The sequence below is a fragment of the Streptomyces jeddahensis genome (assembly GCF_001642995.1).
GTDB classification, from domain to species: domain Bacteria; phylum Actinomycetota; class Actinomycetes; order Streptomycetales; family Streptomycetaceae; genus Streptomyces; species Streptomyces jeddahensis.
On the sequence record NZ_LOHS01000061.1, the window covers coordinates 130,020 to 147,702 of the forward strand.

Genomic DNA, 17,683 nt, shown 5'->3' on the forward strand with positions numbered 1-17,683 from the left:
TGTCGCGGGCGCAGGGCCTGCCTGCCGCAGGCGGCACATTAATGCATGCTCAAGAGGCGAGCGGCAGGTCCTGCTCGGTCCAGATGCATTTGCCCTCGTCGAGATGGCGAGTGCCCCAACGCTGAGAGAGAGCGGCCACCAGGTGCAGCCCCCGGCCGCCTTCGTCGGTGTATGAGGCGCGCCGGATGCGCGGGCTGGTGAGGCTGCCGTCATAGACCTCACAGATCAGCGACCGGCTGCGCAGCAGGCGCAGGCGTATGGGGCCGCTGGCATGCCGGATCACGTTGCCGACCAACTCGCTCACCAGGAGTTCGGTGGTCATGGCGAGATCGTCCAGACCCCAGACGGCCAGCTGGCTGCGGACGTATTCCCGGGCCTGTCCGGCTGCCCGCGGGTCGTCCGGAAGGCTGCATGAGGCGACGTTGTCGAGGGGTGTGCCCCGCGTGTGGGTCAGGAGGAGGACCGCGTCGTCGTTGGTCTGCTCGCCCTCGGGCAGCAGGTTCGAGACGATGACGTCGCACAGGTCGTAGAGACGTCGGGTGTCACCGTGCTGAGTGCCGGTCGAGAAGTACGAGGTGCGGGCCACGGCCGACGCCAGCGTCTGGCTGAGCTGGGCCAGTCCCTGGTCGATGTCGCGGGTGGCGGATTCGACGAGGCCGTCCGTGTAGAACACGAGAAGGCTCTCCTCCGGCAGGCGCAGCTCGTGTGTTTCGAAGGGAGGTTCGGCGGCGCCCAGCGGCGGGTCGCTGGCCAGCTCTGGGCAGTGGACCATCCCATCGGGATGGACGATGACGGGCGGGAGATGACCGGCCAGGGAGAGCGAGCAGGTACGGGTGACGGGGTCGAACACGGCGTAGGAGCAGGTGGCGTATTTGTCGTGGCCCAGGTCGGCGACGAGTTCGTTGAGGTGGTGGAGCAGTTCGTCCGGACTCAGTTCGAGGTCGGCAAGGGTGCGGACCGCGGTGCGCAGCTGCCCCATGATGGCGGCTTCGGCGATGCCGTGCCCCATGACGTCGCCGATCACGATGGCGACCCGGTCGCCGGACAGCGGGATCAGGTCGTACCAGTCGCCGCCCACCTCTTCACCCTTGGCCGCGGGCATGTAGCGAGCGGCGGCGCAGGCGGCCGGCAAGGAGGGCAGCGTCCTGGGGAGCAGGCCGCGCTGGAGTTCCTGGGCGCGGGTGTGCTCCACGTCGTACAGCCGTGCTCGCTCCAGTGCCTGTGCGATCAGCCCGCTCAGGGCGATCAGCAGGGTGCGTACCTCCTCGCTGAACGAGCGCGGCCTGGAGAAGGAGATCACACAGCAACCGATCGCATGCCCGGAGGCGATGAGAGGAAGGAACGCCCATGCGTTCTTGGCCGACGCGGCCACGACGCTCCCGAACTGTGGATAGCGCCGGACGTACTCGGCGGGCGACTCGAGGAATCCGGGAGTGCGCGTGCGGAGCGTTTCGGCGATCGCCATGTGGCTTGTGAGCGAGATCCCGTCGATCTGCCGCAGGAACTCTTCTGTGTATCCGACGGCTCCGACCGCATGCAGTCGGCCGCCCTCAAGCGCGTGGACCACCAGCCCGTCGGCGCCGAAGGGCGGCAGGACACGCTCCGCGACGGCCTTGACCACGTCGCTCGACGTGACGGCTTCCGCCAGCGCCGCGGTCAGCTCGCCCATCTGGACGGTCCGCTCAGCCGCGATCTTCCGCCGGGCGCCGGCCGCGGCGTCTCCCACTTCGCCCAGGTTGTCGGCCGACCGCTCGGCTTCCCCTGCCCGCTCGTCGGTGACGTCGGCGAAGTAGATCGTCAGCCCACCGCCCTGCACGGGGACCAGCCGGAGACGGTGGACGCGCTGATCGGCGGGCCAGTGGAGATCGAAACTGATCGGCTTCCTCTCGGCGGCCGCGCGCCGGCACTGGGCTTCGAGACCGGGTGCGCGTCCTGCGGGAATGTCCCAGAGAGTGGTGCCCAGCAGCGTCCGGCCGGGCCCGAGGAGACGCTCGGCCGCCTTGTTGACGAAGGTGATCCGCCAGTCTTCGGCCACCGCCAGGAACCCGTCGCCCATATTCCGGAGGGTGGCGACGACCGGATCGCACGCGGCCTGTCTGTGAGCCGGGCCCCACAGCGTGCCGACCATACGGCCAGAGGCGCCGTCCTCACCCGGCACGATGTGGCCGCGCGCCCGCACCCATCCCGACGTGCCGTCGCTGTGGTGCACACGGTATGCGGTGTCGTACGCCGTCCCGCCGGCGAACGCCTCACGGATGTCGGCCGTGAACGTCGGCAGATCCTCGATGCCCGCGAGGTACCAGCAGAGGTCCGCGCTCTCGTCGAACGCGTGCAGCCAGTCGCCGGACAGGTCGATGACCGGTGGGGTGAGCGATACGGAACCGGCCGCCGCGTCGTATTCCCAATGCCTGATCGCCACCACGCGGGGCACATCCAGCACATCCCCGGCGGGCACATCGGGCCAGGGCGTTTCCCTGGGCGCCGAGACGACGTTCGACGGCGTGCCGGGACGTTGCTCGAGGCGTCCGGCCGCCCACGCCGCCACGGAGCCCAGAAAGGACCGCTGCACGGGATCCGGCTCGTCGCGCCCTGCCGTGAGCACGGACAGCGCACCGATGCGCCCGCCGGTACCGAGCAGAGGCACCGCCGCGATACCGGAAGCCCCGGTCCCCATGCTGTCCTCGGCTGCCCAGACGAAGGCACCGCTACGCAGGGCGCGTGCGGGGGCCACGTCCTCGTCCTCGTGGAGGTTCAGCCATGCCTCGGCGATCTCTGGCGTCAGCCCGCTGGCCGCCACCAGACGCAACCGATGAGAACCGGGATCGCGCCAGTGCACCAGTCCGCCGAGGCCACCCAGGTCGGCGGTCGCCTGCTGCAGCGCCACGTTCAGTGTCTCCGCCATCGACAGTCCGTGGTCGACGGGCGACAGCCACGGTGGCCGCATCGCCTCCGCCTGCTCGATGCGGCTCCCGGGCCTCGCGTTCGCAGCTGCCACCTCGTCTCCTGAAAAGGTCGCGCGTCAAGCCCCGGTCGTGCAATGACCCGTCATCGGATATCCGTACGGCACTGCCGTCGTAGATCGGAGGTTCACTTTTTGGCAGGTATTGACACTGTATCCCTGGCCCTGTCGTGCTTTTGGCCCTGTCGGGCTTTCAGTGCTATTCAGCGGTATTTGGTGATAACCGAACGTGTGCCGTGCCGAGGGGCCGCCGCCGACCGGCTACGGCAGGAGCTGCTCAGTCCAGATGCATTTGCCGTTGGACGTGTAGCGGGTTCCCCAGCGGTGTGAGAGTGCGGCGATCAGCTGCAGCCCGCGGCCGCCTTCGTCGGTCTCGCCTGCGCGGCGAACGTGGGGGGTGGTCAAGCTGCCGTCGGTGACCTCGCAGATGAGGGAGTGGCTGCGGATAAGGCGCAGCTGGATGGGACCTCTCGCGTGACGGATGACATTGCCGATGAGCTCGCTGGCTATCAGCTCTGTCGTCCATATGAGGTCGTCCAGGTGCCAGTCGGTGAGCTGGTGCCGTATGTAGTCGCGGGCTTGGCCTGCGGCGATCGGATCTTCGATGAGCGTGCAGAATGCCACGTCTCCAGCGGGGAGAGCGTGGGTGCGGGCCACGAGTACCGCGGCATCGTCGCTGGTCTGCTCCTTGGTGGGCAGGAGAGTGGACGTGAGCGTGGTGCACAGCTTCTCGAGGCGCCCGGTGTCGGCATCCCGGTGAGTGGTCGTGGTGCCCAGATCGTTCCCATCGGGCGTCTGGGTGTTGGCGAGTGCGGTGGCCAGGTGGCCCATGCCGCTGTCGATGTCGCGGAACGCGGACTCGACCAGTCCGTCGGTGTAGAGCACGAGCAGGCTTCCTTCGGGCACCGTCAGCTCCACGGTCTCGAAGGGCGGTGTGGCCGCGCCGAGCGGCGGGTTCTGCGGCAGCTGCGGGAAGTGGACGGTGCCGTCGGGCTGGACGAGGGCAGGTGGGGGATGGCCGGCCCGGACGATGGTGCACACGCGGTCGGTGGGGTCGTAGACCGCATACAGGCAGGTGGCGAAGGACTCGTCGCCAAGGTCGCTGACCAGGTCGTTGAGGTGGGAGAGCAGCTCGTCGGGGGGCAGTTCGAGTCCCGCGAGTGTGTGGACCGCGGTGCGCAGGCGCCCCATGGTGGCCGCTTCGGACAGTCCGTGGCCCATGACGTCTCCGATGACGAGCGCGACCCGCTCGGCGGACAGCGGGATGACGTCGTACCAATCCCCTCCGACCTCCAGGCCCTCGGTGGCCGGCACGTAGTGGGCCGCGGCGGTGACGGCTGGCAGGGAGGGCAGGGCGCGCGGGAGCAGGCCGCGCTGCAACTCCTGGGCGCGGGTGTGCTCGGCGTCGTACAGGCGGGCCCGTTCCAGAGCCTGGGCGACCAGCCCGCTGAGCGCGGTCAGCAGGGCCCGGTCCTCCTCGCTGAACTGACGCGGCTGTGAGAAGGAGAGGACCAGGCAACCGACGGGACGACCGGAGACGATCAAGGGCAGGTAGGCCCAGGCATGCTCGCCTCCCGCGCTTGCGAGATCGGCGGCATCCGGGTAGCGATCAAGGAACTCCCGCCTGGAGACGAGGTACTGCGGGGAGCGGTGGTGGACGGCGTCGGTGAACGGGCTGTGATCGGACAGGCTGATCGTGTCGGGGCAGTCGTCCAGAAGTTCCTGGCAGTAGCCGGCGCTTCCTGCCATCCGGAGGCTCTCACCGTCCACGAGCTGCACAAACAGACCGGTGGCACCGAACAGGGGCAGGACACGCTCTGCAACGGTATCCACGACGTCGCTCACAGCGACCGCCTCGGCGAGTGCCGCGTTGAGGTGCCCGATGTACGTGGTGCGCTGCGCGGCGGCGCGCTGTGCCGCCTCATGCTGCTCGTCCGCCAGCCGCTTGTCGGTCACGTCGGTGAGGTAGACCGTCACACCGTCCGGCGAAGGGACCAGACGGAGGTGGTACCAACGCCGGTTTGCAGGCCACTGGACATCGAAGCCGGTCGGAGCGCCCGCGGCGGCGGCCTGCCGGCAGCGGTCCTCCAGATCGGGCACTTCGGCACCGGGAACGTCCCACAGTGCGCGGCCGAACAGTTGCTGTGAGGGGCCGAGGAGGCGCTCGGCGTGGAGATTGACGAACTCGATCCGCCAGTCGGCATCCACCGTGAGGAAACCGTCGCTCATGTGCAGCAGGGAATGGGCGACCGAATCCAGGGCCGCCCGCTTCTGGGTCGTGTCCCACACGGTGCCCACAAAGTGAGCCGGCTCGCCGTCGTCGCCGAGAACGACATGGGCGTGGGCCTCCACCCAGACGACCGTGCCGTCCGGCCGGCACAGCCGGTATTCCGCTGCGTAGTCGCTGCGCTGCCGGATGGCCTGCTCCACCGCGGCCACCACGCGCGGCAGGTCGTCCGGGTGGACGAGCCCCACAACGGTGTCGACCCGTCCGTCGAAGGTCTCCGGGTCGATGCCGAGTATGGCCAGCGTCGCCTCGTCATAGATCACCTTGCCCGTGCGCAGATCCTGGTCCCAGCTGCCGACGCGGACCCCCTCGCGCGCCTGCTGGAGCCGGGGCCCGGCCAGATGTTCCGCGTTCCACCAGGCGGGGCCGAGGCTGCCCGTGACGGGAGCGGGATCTATCAGGCGCTCGCATACCCACTGTGCGAGCGCCTCGAGGAAATCCCGCTGCGCGACGGAGGGAACTCCACACACGGTCACGACCGAGAGCACTCCGAGCGAGCTGCCCCCTGCGGCGAGCAGCGGGACAGCGACGATCCCTGCGTCGGCGGGAAGGGCGCAGGCCCGCGTGTCGGTCGCGGGCAGCCACACCAGCGCGCCGTCCCGCAGGGCCCGGACCGGTGCCGTCTCGTCCTGCCAGCCGAGAGTCTCCCACTCCTGGGCGAACTCTCGGGGCAGCCCGCCTATGACCGCCAGGTGCAACGGCCGGCTGTCACCGGGTATGCGCAGGTGCACCATGCCGCCCAGCCCACCGAGATCGGCCACCGCGTGATGGAGAGCGAGCTGCAGCGTCTCCGCCTGGGTCTGCCCCTCGCTCATGTTCCTGAGGACACGCATCCGGGCGGCTTGCGGCGTGCCCGTCGCCGTCGCCGTCGGCGGAGCCTGACCGAGCTGTTCGTCTGGGGCCATATGGACCACACTCACCGTCCCGCTAGACGGGGCGCAATTTCCACCACTGCACATTCATGCAGGTCGAATGAGGATTATGCCCATATCTTCTCATTCTCCCGAGGGCATCCAGCGTCATGAGGGGATCGAAGACGCTTAATGGGGAATTCGCAGGTGGGAGGCCTGCCTACGGCGCTGGTCAGGAAATGAGCCCAGGCGGGGGAGTACGGCGATACTGAAGTCGGCGAGCACCGCTTACCGTCGGGCGTGGTCCTGACGTGCGGTCGGCAGCGATGGGGTGCCGGTGACGGACATGACGACGGAGTAGAGCACTGTGTCGGCGGCGATGAACATGCGGTTGCGTTTGGCGCCGCCGAAGCGGATGTTGGCGACGGTGTCGGGGACCAGGAGGCGGCCGAGGAGCGTGCCGTCCGGGTCGTAGCAGTGCACGCCGCCGTGCATGGCGGCGGCCCAGAGCCGGCCGGCGTCGTCGAAGCGGATGTTGTCGAAGTTGCCGATCTTGCACTCGGTGAAGATCTCGCCGCCGGTGAGGGTGCCGTTCTCCTGGACGTCGAAGACGCGGATGTGGTTGGCGCGGCTGTCCGAGACGTACAGACGGCGCTCGTCGAGGGAGAAGACGAGGCCGTTGGGGCCGCTGAAGCCGTCGGCGATCAGCCGTACTTCGCCGCTGCTGGGGTCGGCGCGGTAGATGTTGCAGGCGCCGATCTCGCTCTCGGCACGGTGGCCCTCGTAGTCGCTGGTGATCCCGAAGTCGGGGTCGGAGAACCAGATCGAGCCGTCGGACTTCACGGCGGCGTCGTTCGGGCTGTTGAGCCTCTTGCCCTGGAAGCGGTCGGCGATCACAGTGATCGAGCCGTCGTGTTCGGTGCGGGTGACGCGGCGGTTGCCCTGCTCGCACGTGATGAGGCGGCCCTGGTTGTCCAGGGTGTTGCCGTTGGGGTGACCGGCGGGTGAGCGGAAGACGCCGACCGTTCCGGTGGTCTCGTCCCAGCGGAGCAGGCGGTCGTTGGGGATGTCGCTCCACACCAGGTACCGCCCCGCCGGGACGTAGACGGGGCCCTCGGCCCAGCGGCAGCCTTCGAAGAGGGTCTCCAGCTTCGAGTCGCCCGCGGTGCACCTGCCCGTGCGGAACCGCTCATCGAGGATCTCGTACAACTGCGGTTGCTCGCCGGGCATGCTGCCATCCTCACCATCGAGTCGAATGGTCATCCAACAAACCGAGACTATGCAGAATGACGCATCATTCCCTAGCGATCGACCGGAAGCGATCGACCGGACAGGAACGGTACCCGTCGTTCGCAGGTTCCTGTACGCGGCCCGCTCGTGAAGCTCGATGAGCATGCCGCGCCCTTCGGAGCCGGGTAAGTTCTCCGGCCCGAGCGGTCCGCCTCACGGCTGAGGCGACGGAGACCGAAGCGAGGAAGAGGGGACTCGCGCCGTGGCCGAGACGGATGACGACGTCGTCCCGCTGCGAGGAGGCCGCATCACCTGCGGTGTCGTCCGTATCGGCGACACTGTCCGCAGGCCGGCTTCGGCGGCTTCGCCGTTCGTCGCTGCGCTGCTCCGTTTGTTGGAGAGGCGAGGGTTCTCAGGGGCGCCGCGCTATCTCGGGCGGGATCAGGCGGGCCGGGACACCTTCAGCTATGTGCCGGGCTGGGTTCCGGAGAAGCTCCGGCCGTGGACCGATGCGCAGGTCGCGTCAGCCGGTGCGCTGGCACGTGCCATGCACGAGGCCACCCGGGGCAGTCGTCTTGCAGGGCGGCACCAGGTCGTGTGTCACCACGACCTGGGACCCAACAACGCCGTCTTCCAGGATGGGACGCCGATGGCCTTCATCGACTTCGACATGGCCGCGCCGGGCAGCCCGCTGGAGGATGTCGGGTACATGGCCTGGCTGTGGTGTGCCTCCTCGAAGGCGGACGCGCCTCCGGTGGACTCTCAGGCCGCCCAGGTCCGGGTGCTGGCCGACGCCTATGGTCTGGCTGGACCTGAACGCGCAGTACTGGTCGACGCGATGCTCGAACGACAGGCGCGTAACGTCCGGTTCTGGGCGGAGGCGCAGGCCGGTTCCGGGACCGTCGAAGCCACTCGCGCCCAGATCGCCGATCGCATCGCCTGGTCCCGGCGCGAGCATGCACACACAGCTGCACACCGCGGGGTGTTCGAGGCCGCCCTCGCGTGACGCCTGGCGGCGCGACGGCCCACATCGAACATCATCAGAGCCGCTGGATGTCCCGAGGTCCCGGGCAGGGAGGTCCCGGGCAAGGCGGGGGAATCCCACTGATGTCGGCGCCTGCGTACACAGGCGTGACCTAAGCAGGTCGGGCGAAGTTCGCTGCGGTGGGCAATGCGTGTGGGTCGGTGGGCCACGTCGATCAGGCCATTCGGGGTAACCATCAGATGGGCCCGCCTGGGAGGTCGGCCATCCCGCGGCCGCACATCCCCGTTGCCGATCAGGCCACACCTGCACAATCACCTGAGCAGCGGGGACTCGGCACACAAGCAGATCAGCGATGGGACCGACCACCGTGTCGGCGCGGTCGGCGCCCCAGGCGCAGACCCTGCCGCGCAGAGGTCGCTTCGCCCGCATCGAATGTGGAGGAACTCATGCGCATGCTGTGGGACGCGTTCCTGGCAGCGGTCCAGGAACGAGGTGAATACCGCACACGGGCGGAGGCCGAGCGGGCCAGCCGGGTCGTGCTGGCACTCCTGGGTGCCCACCTGGTGGGTGAGGCACGTGCCGAGCTGGCGGACCGGCTTCCCGAGACGTGTGCGCTGGTGCTGCTGAACCCTCTCCAGGCGCATGAACCGCTCTCGCCCGAGCGGTTCATCCGGGCCACGGCGGCATGGATCGAGGGGGCGACCGAGAGGACGGCCACCTGGGATGTCAGCGCGGTGCTCAGCGTGGTGGCCGACGCCGCAGACGAGGACCTGATGAGCAGGGTCCTCCTGCAGCTGCCTCCCGGCTACGACCTGCTCTTCGGCCGGCCACGTCCCGCAGAGACCTGAGCAGTGCCCTGCCGGGTGCGCTCAGCCTTCAAGGTCAGCGTGTCGCGCTCGCGCGGGTTTGTGGATGCTGTCAGCAGCGGCGGGTCTGGTAGGGCACGGGGGAGGGGGGTGGTTCGGTCGGTGTCGGGCACCGGGTCAAGGCGAGGGAGAGGGTCAGTGCGATCCCGCCCGCGACGACGAAGAGGGTGGTGCTGATCCCGTTGGCGGTGGCGATGCGAAGCTGTTCGCCGGAGAGGTCGTCGAGGCCGGCGGTCGCGATCAGGACGAGGACGGCGAGGCCGACAGCTGCGCCCACGCCGGAGCCGGTGGAGGCGATGCCTGAGGCAATGCCTTGCTCGCGGTCGGGGATCCCGGTCGCGGCGGCGATGAACATGGTGGTGAAGACGATCCCGTCGCCGAGGCTGAGTGCCACCAGGCCGGGGATCAGTTCGATGTATGAGCCGTTCGGCGAGATGGTGAGGCCGAGGGCGACGGCACCGAGCGCACCGATGCCGAGGGCGGCGATCAACGTACCTCTGAGACCGAACCGCGTCACCAACTGGCCCGCTGTGGTCGAGCCGGCGACCACCACCGCTGTGGGGATCAGGAAGCCGGCGCCGGTCTGCAAGGCGTCGTAGCCGAGGACTTCCTGGAAGTAGAGGGACAGGAAGTAGAGCACTGAGCCGAACGTCGCCATGAACATGAATGCGATGGCGACGCCGGTGACGAGGTTGGGGTTGGAGAGCAGCCGTGGCGGCATGAGCGGGTCGGAGCTGCGCCGCTCGATGACGGCGAAGGCTGCGATCAGCAACAGGCCCACTGCCGCGCTGACGAGGATGCCCGGCGAGAGCCAGCCGTGTGCCGGGCCCTGGACCAGAGCGAACACGATCATGGTGACGCCCAGGGTGACGCTGAGCGCACCGGGGAGATCGAATGTGCGGCCTCTCTCGCGCTTGCCGTCCGGGGGGATCACCACGAAGGCGAGCAGCAGCGCGGGTCCCGCCAAGGCGACGGTGACCAGGAACACCGCTTCCCAGCCGAACGCCTGAGTAAGAAAGCCGCCGAGCAGTACACCGATCACGAGTCCCGCCGCGCCGGCGCCGCCCCAGATCCCCAAGGCGCGATTGCGCATCCGGCCTTCCGCGAACGTGGTGTTGATGAGTGCCAACGTGGTGGGGAAGACGAGGGCTCCGCCGAGACCTTGGACGGCACGGGCGGCGAGCAGCATCCCGGGCCCGGTCGCGAGGCCGCCCGCGAGCGATGCTCCGGCGTAGAGAGCGAGGCCGGTGGCCAGAACGCGTCGTCGTCCGAGCAGGTCGGCGGCGCGCCCGCCGAACAGGAGGAAGCCGGCCGAGGCCACCGCGTAGACGCTGATGACGGACTGGAGCGTCTGCGCGGAATACCCCAAGTCCCGGGCGATGTCGGGGAGTGCCACCACCACGATGTACTGGTCGAGCGAAACGATCAGCATGGCGAAGGACAGGAGCGCCAGCGTCGCTGTCGCACGGTTCCAACCGAGGCCGCCTGGCGCAGATGACGTCTCTATGGGTCGCACGGCACAGTACTCCTGAGCACAGCACTCCTGATGGGCAGTCACGTCACGTCTGCGCTTATGGCCTGCTGGGACATCGGCCTGTACGCGGCGGGTGATCCTCGCCGTGCAGGACGGTCGCCCAGACACGATACGGCTCGCCGTAGCCGATCCCGTCAACGACCCGCCCTTGTCGGGGGACGCCGTCGTCGATCCGGGTGCGGACAGGCAGTCCGTTCGACCGGCGCTCACTTCCGTCGGTGCCGGTCCGGCATCAGGAGGCTACGCGTCGGCCCCGTAGGTCCCGTACTCCGGAAGCCCCGTCCATTCGAAGGTGTGCACGGACAGGCCGCCCGGTGTCGTCTGATGGCTGACGAGCCGCAGGCCGGCCGGTGCGCCGCCGTCCGGGAACAGGCGTCGGCCCTGGCCCACCACGACCGGGGCGATCACGAGCCGCAACGTGTCGATCAGCCCGGCAGCCAGCAGGGACTGGGCCAGCCGGGCGCTGCCGTGGATCTGCAGTTCCCGGCCGGGCTGCCGCTTCAGTTCGGCGACTTGGGCGGGGATGTCGCCGGACAGGATCGTGGTCGGGTTCCACTCGGCCTTGGTCAGGCTGTGGGAGGCCACGTACTTCGGCAGGCCGTTGAGGATGCGGGCGTAGGGGTGGTCGGTCATCTTCGGCCAGTCCCGCGCGAAGTTCTGGTAGGTACGGCGGCCGAACAGGAACGCGTCCGCTTCGCCGAGCCAGGTGCCGGCCAGCCGGTCGAACTCCTCGTCCAGGTGCGGCACGAACCAGCCACCGCGCGTGAACCCGTCGCTGGTGTCCTCGTCCGGGGACCCCGGCCCCTGGGAGACACCGTCAAGCGTCAGGAACTCCTGCACAACGAGCTTCATCACGCACCACTCTCTCTTCGACCTGGATGGCCGATTCAGCCGCTTCGGCGGGAAGACGCCACCGTACCCACTCCTCAGACGCCGTGGGGCGCAGAAACTCATCGGTCCGAACGCTGCTGATCGTGGCAGCCTGCGCGGGCCCGCGTGGGGTTGAAGGCCGTCAGCCGCCGTAGGTGCTCAGCAGTCGGTCGTACTCTGCCTGGGTGACGGGAATGACGGAGCCGTGCTTGGCTTCCGGGGGCAGCTGGTACTCCTTCGACGGAGTCCACTTCCCGGAGTCGAGATCGGTGGTCTCGAACGGGACGTAGTTGCGCCCCCCGAATTCGTCGATGAACATGTACCACTTCTCCTCGGTGTTCGACTTGAACACGGCCGGGCCCTCACCCTGGCTGATGTCCCCCTTGCCGATGCGGTCGGCCACGAAGTCGTACGAGGTGGAGGTCAGTTCGCGGGACTTCTCGGCGGTGATGAACTTCGCGCCCGGCAAGGAGGATGTTTGGTCCCGCTCGTCCTTCGTGTAGCGGTAGTACACACCGTTGTGCTTGATGACGGCCGAGTCGATGACCGCGTGGCCCGGATCGTGCCAGACCCTGGGCTCGCTGAAGGTACGGAAGTCCGTGGTGGTGGCGTACAGCATCTTGTTGTACGTCGTGCCCGTGTGGTCGAGGTCGTCCTCCGCGTAGAGCTTCGAGGCCCAGAAGACGACATAGGTGCCGAGCTCGTCGGCGTAGCAGGCCTTCGGCGCCCAGGTGTTGCCGGCGGTGTCCGGGGATACCTTGACCAGGCGCTGGCGGGTCCAGTTGACCAGGTCCGTGGAGTCCCACACCACGATCGAGTTGCTGCCCGTGCGCTGCGCGCTGTCCCAGGTGTACACCACCTGCTCATCGGTGCCGCCCGACGTCCGCAGATCCGTGGCGATCAGGTGGAACCTGTCGCCCTCCGGGGCACGGATCAGGAACGGGTCGCGGAGGCCCTTGGTGCCGACGCTGGAGGTCAGGACAGGCTGTCCGGCGTTCAGTTCCCGGTAGTGCAACGGATCGTTGCCCCGGCTGAGGGCCATCCGGATCCGTTCGTCGTCGGCGGAGGGGTTGCCGACGAAGTAGACGAGCAGGTATCCGACGTAGACCGGTTTCGGTCGATTCACGGTGGGTGCTCCTGTATCAGTGCGGCAATGCGCGTCAGGCGGGTGGCAGGGAGATCGTGATCCGTGTCCGGTGTCCGGCGTCCAGGGCGACCTTCCTGGCGTGCGGGCCCAGCGCGCAGGGACGGGTACGAGCGGTCGTGGTGACGGAGGCGATGCCGCGGCGGCTGATCAGCGTGACCTCCTGCGTCGTGTCCGAGGTGACGGTCACGGTCGCGGTATGGCCGGACAGATCCCAGTCCAGGCTGTGCACACGGATTCCGCCCCGGCCCCGGATGCCGGTGATCGTGCCCTTGCCCCACTGCTCGGGCAGCGCGGGAAGGAGTTCCAGAACGCCGGGCCGGGAGTAGAGCAGCGCCTCGGCCAGCACGGCGGGCAGTGCGTGCGCAGCGTCCGCGTTGTAGATGTCCCGGCCGGGGTTGTGGGAGGTCATGAGCGACCGGAAGAGCATGTCACTGCCGATGATCTTCCGGAGGTTGTCGTACACCTTGGCGCCGTCCTTGAGCCGGGCTGCTGCCAGGGCGCGATGGAGGCTGCCGTGTGCGGAGAGGTTCTGGTCTCCGCGCAGCTCGAGCGCGTTGAGCGCTGGGGGCACGAGGTCGGGCCGTTCCTCCGGGTTGATCTCGTGCAGGGGCCAGGCAGCGTAGAGGTGCTGGATGTGGCGGTGGTCGTAGTGGTCGGTCAGACGGGGCCAGGACCATTCGGCGAGCGCGCCGTCCTCGTTGATCCGGTAGTCGGGGATCTTGTCGAGCAGGGCCGTCCAGCGTTCGACGCCCTCGCCGTTGCCCTGTTCGACGCCGAGGGTGTTGGCGGCGCCGATGGCGGCCTGGAGGGCGTGTCGGCCGGCCATGATGTCGCCGGTGGCGTTGACGGACAGGTGCTCGCCTGTGTTGCCGGGGGTGTTCTCCATGGAGAACGACGGCACGAAGACCACCTTGCCGTTCGCGTCGCTGCGGGTGAGGAAGTCCTCGTAGAACAGGGCCAGTTCCATCAGCGCGGGACCGAGCCTGTCCCGTAGGAAGGCCTGGTCCCCGGTGACCTCGTAGTACTCCAGGAGTGGGTGGAGCAGCCAGTCGGCGCCGCCGGTCCAGCAGTGGCCGGGGAAGTCACCGCCGTTGAAGTGGAGCATGTGGCCGTACTCGCCGTCCGTACGTGAGGGGGCGAGGAAGCCACGGGCGCCGTAGAGGTTCCTGGCATTGGTCCGCCAGTGGTCAAGCTGACCCAGGACCAGGTCGAAGTAGCCCTGCATGGCTTCTGTCATGTCGAGGATGGTGCCGCCGGCCACCTGGAGGTTGACGTTGGCGTCGGTGGTGAAGTCACCGGCCCAGGCGGCGGTCCACGCCCCCGTCCAGATACCGGTCAGGCGGGGCGGCAGAACACCGCTGGAGCTGAGGAAGAGGTAGCGGCCGGAGTCGTAGAGCCGCTCCAGGAGGGCAGGGTCGATGACCGTGCGGTCGGCCTTCTGGCGTGCGATCAGCTCCGTGGCCGACAGCTGGCGGTCGGCCTCGGGGACGTTCATGACGAGGCGGGAGCGGTCGTACAGTTCCGAGTGGATCTCGGTGTGCCGGCGGAGCAGCGCCTCGTAGTCGCCTTCCAGGGCGGCCAGCCCGGTGTGCAGGTGCCGGGCATCCCAGGCAGGCGGGGTCTCGTAGCGGTCCAGTCGGGTCAGGAGTGTGAGCCTGGCCGCCCCCGTGACCACGACGGTCGAGCCGCTGACCGCGACCGTGCCGCCGGTGGGCACCACACGGGTGACGCCCTCGTAGCCGTACGCGCCCATGCCTTCCGGGTAGGTGCCGCGCAGGTTCAGCCACCCGGTGCCCTCACCGGCCTCCGCCACGGTGGTGAAGCGCATCCCGGCGTGCGGGGCGTCGGGCCCGCCGTGGACGGTCGGTGTGTCGTCGAGCGCGGTGTGCACGCTCAGGGTGACATCGGCGGTACGGCCCGGGGCCGGGACCAGTTCGTGGACGATGACACGGTCGGCACGGGAGACGAAGATCCGGCGGGACCAGGTGCCGTGCACGTCCGTCCAGGCGGAGGTGACCTCGCCCGTGCGGAAATCGGTGACCCGCATGTACCGGTCGTACCGGTCGGTGACGTGGCCGTCCGTGGTGGCGATTCGGAGCTCGTATGCGGGGTGGTACGTCTGGGTCCAGCGCAGCTCCCACCCGGCCGCGAAGTCCTGGCTCGCTCCGGCGTAGTCCCCGGCCAGCGCCTTGTCCCGGACGGCCTCCAGCCGATCGGCGAGCACGGGCGGGGTGAGGTCGCGGGTGCCGTTCGGCAGGACCAGGCGGTGATGGTTGAGGACGATCTTTTCCAGCGCCGGGTCGCCGTACACCACGGCCCCGTACTCGCCGTTGCCGGTGACGAAGCCGTCGGTCCACGACTGGGCGGGGGTGGTGTCATGTATCCCCCGGTCGGGCAGCGCGACCTGAGCCGGCGTGAGCGCGGTCGTGTCGCCCCCCGAGGGGTGTGCGGAGTGCATCACTTTCCTGTCCTTGGTGCGGTGGAGAGTCACAGGTCGGCAGGGGGCGGCTGACGGGCGCCGCCGCCTGCCGACCGTACCCTGTCGGTGATCTGCGGTGAGGGTGAGGTGCTGCGTCGCCGTGCGGGCGAAGGTGGCGACGGGATGCCGCTCGCGGCGATCAGGTGGCCGAAGGCGCCGCGTGGGTCGTCTCGGCCGTGTCACGGCTGTGACCTGGGCCTGATTCCGGAGTCTTGGGGTGGCCGCGGCGACGCACCGCAGCACGCCCACGTCCAAAGGAGGTCAGCCGAGCAAAGCCGCGACGTCGGCCCCTTCGCGTACGAAGACGGGGATGCGCTCCAGTGGGGCGTCCGCGTCCAGCGTCGTGCCGCCCTCCCACACGCACCGGGTGGCCGGATCGAGCCAGCGCGCGCCGGACGGCAGGTACACCGGGCGGGTTCGCGCGCCCGCCTCGTACACGGGCGCCACGAGCACATCGGGCCCGAGCAGGAATTGGTCGTCCACGTCCCAGGAGCGTTCGTCTTCGGGGAAGTCGAAGAACAGCGGGCGCATCGGCGGGGCGCCGGTGCGGTGGGCGTCCTCGGACAGCCGCGTCAGGTAGGGGCGCAGGCGCTCGCGCAGCAGCAGGTGGTCTCGGAGGATGCCGTATGCCTCTTCTCCGTAGGACCAGGCCTCGTTCGGCCCGCCGGTCATGTCCGCGGAGAATGTGGGGTGGTTGGGCTTCCGGTCGCCGTGGAGGCGCATGACGGGGCTGAAGGTGCCGTACTGGAACCACCGGATCAGCAGCTCGCGGTAGGCGGGGTCGTCCGGGTCGCCGCCGCCGAAGCCGCCGATGTCGGTGTTCCACCAGGGGATGCCGCTCATCGCGACGTTCAGCCCGGCCCTGATCTGGCGGGCGAGGGAGTCGAAGGTGGTGGGGATGTCGCCGGACCACAGCAGGGCCCCGTACCGCTGGCTGCCCGCCCACGCGGACCGGACCAGGGAAAGCGGCCGGTCCTCGCCGGCGGCGCGCAGGCCCTCGGCGACCACACGGGTGTGCAGCACGGGGTAGAGGTTCGCGACCTCGGCGGCCGGCCCGACCGCGTAGACGGCGCGGTCGGCGACCTCCCGAGTCAGGTCGGGTTCGCAGGCATCCAGCCAGAAGCAACCCACGCCCACCGCTCGGTAGTTGTCGTTCAGCCGCTGCCACAGCGCGGCGCGTGCTCCGGGGTGGGTGGCGTCGTAGTACGCCATCGGGCGTGTCAGCGCATCCCCGCCGTGCCGGGACGGCCACGGGAAGGTGAGCAGACCGCCGTCGGTGTCCCGGACGAGGTGTCCGGCCGAGCGTAGTTCGTCGTAGGTGTCGCTGCCGGGCTCGACGGTCGGCCACACCGAGACGGCCAGCTTCACCCCGAGGTATGTCAGCTCCTTGACCATGGCGGCCGGATCGGGCCACTCACTCTCCTCGAAACGCCAGTCGCCCATCCTCGGCCAGTGGAAGAAGTCGCAGACGATGACGGACAGCGGCAGTCCACGCTCCTTGTACTGCCGTGCCACGCTGAGGAGTTCGTCCTGGGTGCGGTAGCGCAGCTTCGACTGCCAGAAACCGGACGCCCACTCGGGGAGGAGGGGCGGGCGTCCGGTGGCCTGGGTGTACGCGTCCAGGATCTGGGCGGGAGTGTCGCCGGCGGTGATCCAGTAGTCGATGCGCCCGCCCGCGTCGGCGGTCCACCGGGTGGTGTCGGCGCCCAGTTCGACGCGGCCTGTGGCGGGGTTGTTCCACAGCAGTCCGTAGCCGCGCGAGGAGTGCAGGAAGGGGATGGCGGCCACGGTGTTGCCCTGGACGAGGTCGATCACACAGCCCTTCTGGTCCAGGCGTCCGTGCAGATGCTGACCCAGGCCGTGCAGCCGTTCACCGTCGTAGGCCTCGAAGTGCTGTTCCGTACGGCCGCCCGCCGCATGGACGCGAGGCCCGGCATGGTGGGTGTAGGGGGTCTTGTCGGCGAGGAGTTCGCGGCCCGAGGCGGCATGCAGGAACCTCAGCCGGCCGTCCGCTGCGGCCTCGACGGCGAGGTGGCCGTTGACCAGGCGGGCACAGCCGTCGTCCGATACGGACAGTTCGGCGTGCGGCGACGGGGAGGGGCTTTCCAGCGCGCCGGGAGCGGCGGGATCTATAGTCCCGGCCGCCGCCTGCACCCGGACGGCATGCGGCCCCCAGGGCTCGATGCGCAGGATCTCCTCGGCGGTGTGGCGTTCCAGACCACCCGCGCGGATGCTGTAGGGCAAGGCAGTTCCTCTGTTCTTCTCAAGGGCCCAGACACCTGCATGCGTGCGGGCGACGTGGCCACGATGGCCGGTACCGTCTGCGGCGCTCGACGGCACGGGCCACCCCGGATTCAGTGCGTCTTGTCGTAGGCCTGCTGGTAGATCTGCAGGAAGCGCTTCAACCCCAGCTTGTCGAGCTGGGTATTCGGGGTAGCGGGGGTGGCGGCCCCGCGCTTCGAGGGCTGTGCGGGG

The 17,683-nt window shown here is 69.1% G+C and carries 9 protein-coding genes and 1 pseudogene; 2 read left to right on the forward strand and 8 right to left on the reverse strand.

The window, feature by feature from the left end; translation table 11 throughout:
* Positions 1–49: 49 nt before the first annotated feature.
* From STSP_RS10375 to STSP_RS10385, 3 genes are all read right to left on the reverse strand, one after another.
* Positions 50–2,995 carry a SpoIIE family protein phosphatase gene (locus STSP_RS10375; RefSeq protein ID WP_232789577.1) on the reverse strand — a complete coding sequence of 982 codons (2,946 nt, stop codon included), beginning with the start codon at positions 2,993–2,995 and terminating at the stop codon, positions 50–52.
* A 225-nt stretch (positions 2,996–3,220) separates the two neighbouring features.
* Positions 3,221–6,061, reverse strand: a complete 2,841-nt coding sequence (locus tag STSP_RS10380; RefSeq protein ID WP_232789578.1) for a SpoIIE family protein phosphatase — start codon at positions 6,059–6,061, stop codon at positions 3,221–3,223.
* A gap of 324 nt (positions 6,062–6,385) precedes the next feature.
* On the reverse strand, positions 6,386–7,327 hold the full coding sequence (locus STSP_RS10385) for an SMP-30/gluconolactonase/LRE family protein (protein ID WP_067275093.1): 942 nt from the start codon (positions 7,325–7,327) through the stop codon (positions 6,386–6,388).
* A gap of 262 nt (positions 7,328–7,589) precedes the next feature.
* On the opposite strand from STSP_RS10385, the gene STSP_RS10390 reads away from it, so the two are divergent.
* Both STSP_RS10390 and STSP_RS10395 read left to right on the forward strand, forming a co-directional pair.
* A complete protein-coding gene (locus tag STSP_RS10390; protein WP_067275094.1) occupies positions 7,590–8,333 on the forward strand; it encodes an aminoglycoside phosphotransferase family protein in 744 nt (247 codons plus the stop codon).
* A 425-nt stretch (positions 8,334–8,758) separates the two neighbouring features.
* A complete protein-coding gene (locus STSP_RS10395; RefSeq protein WP_067275096.1) occupies positions 8,759–9,160 on the forward strand; it encodes a DUF2267 domain-containing protein in 402 nt (133 codons plus the stop codon).
* Between the two features lie 70 nt (positions 9,161–9,230).
* Here STSP_RS10395 and STSP_RS10400 read toward each other — a convergent pair whose 3' ends face one another.
* The 5 genes and pseudogenes from STSP_RS10400 to STSP_RS10420 form a co-directional block, all read right to left on the reverse strand.
* On the reverse strand, positions 9,231–10,694 hold the full coding sequence (locus STSP_RS10400) for an MFS transporter (protein WP_232789579.1): 1,464 nt from the start codon (positions 10,692–10,694) through the stop codon (positions 9,231–9,233).
* 258 nt (positions 10,695–10,952) lie between these two features.
* Positions 10,953–11,564: a dihydrofolate reductase family protein gene (locus STSP_RS10405; protein WP_067275099.1), complete on the reverse strand. Its 612-nt coding sequence runs from the start codon at positions 11,562–11,564 to the stop codon at positions 10,953–10,955.
* 169 nt (positions 11,565–11,733) lie between these two features.
* A pseudogene (locus STSP_RS10410) lies at positions 11,734–12,723 on the reverse strand (glycoside hydrolase family 43 protein); the annotation flags it as partial.
* Positions 12,724–12,742: 19 nt separating this feature from the next.
* Entirely contained in the window at positions 12,743–15,187 is a 2,445-nt protein-coding gene (locus STSP_RS10415; protein WP_078067042.1) for a glycosyl hydrolase family 95 catalytic domain-containing protein, read from the reverse strand.
* A 282-nt stretch (positions 15,188–15,469) separates the two neighbouring features.
* Positions 15,470–17,452 (reverse strand): glycoside hydrolase family 31 protein, encoded by a 1,983-nt coding sequence (locus tag STSP_RS10420; RefSeq protein WP_078067043.1) that lies wholly within the window; start codon positions 17,450–17,452, stop codon positions 15,470–15,472.
* Positions 17,453–17,683: the final 231 nt, after the last annotated feature.

Coding starts and splice junctions, on each gene's coding strand:
- STSP_RS10380 (WP_232789578.1), bottom strand. CDS start 6,061: ATGAGCGAGGGGCAGACCCAGGCGGAGACGCTGCAGCTCGCTCTCCAT.
- STSP_RS10385 (WP_067275093.1), bottom strand. CDS start 7,327: ATGCCCGGCGAGCAACCGCAGTTGTACGAGATCCTCGATGAGCGGTTC.
- STSP_RS10395 (WP_067275096.1), top strand. CDS start 8,759: ATGCGCATGCTGTGGGACGCGTTCCTGGCAGCGGTCCAGGAACGAGGT.
- STSP_RS10405 (WP_067275099.1), bottom strand. CDS start 11,564: ATGAAGCTCGTTGTGCAGGAGTTCCTGACGCTTGACGGTGTCTCCCAG.
- STSP_RS10415 (WP_078067042.1), bottom strand. CDS start 15,187: ATGCACTCCGCACACCCCTCGGGGGGCGACACGACCGCGCTCACGCCG.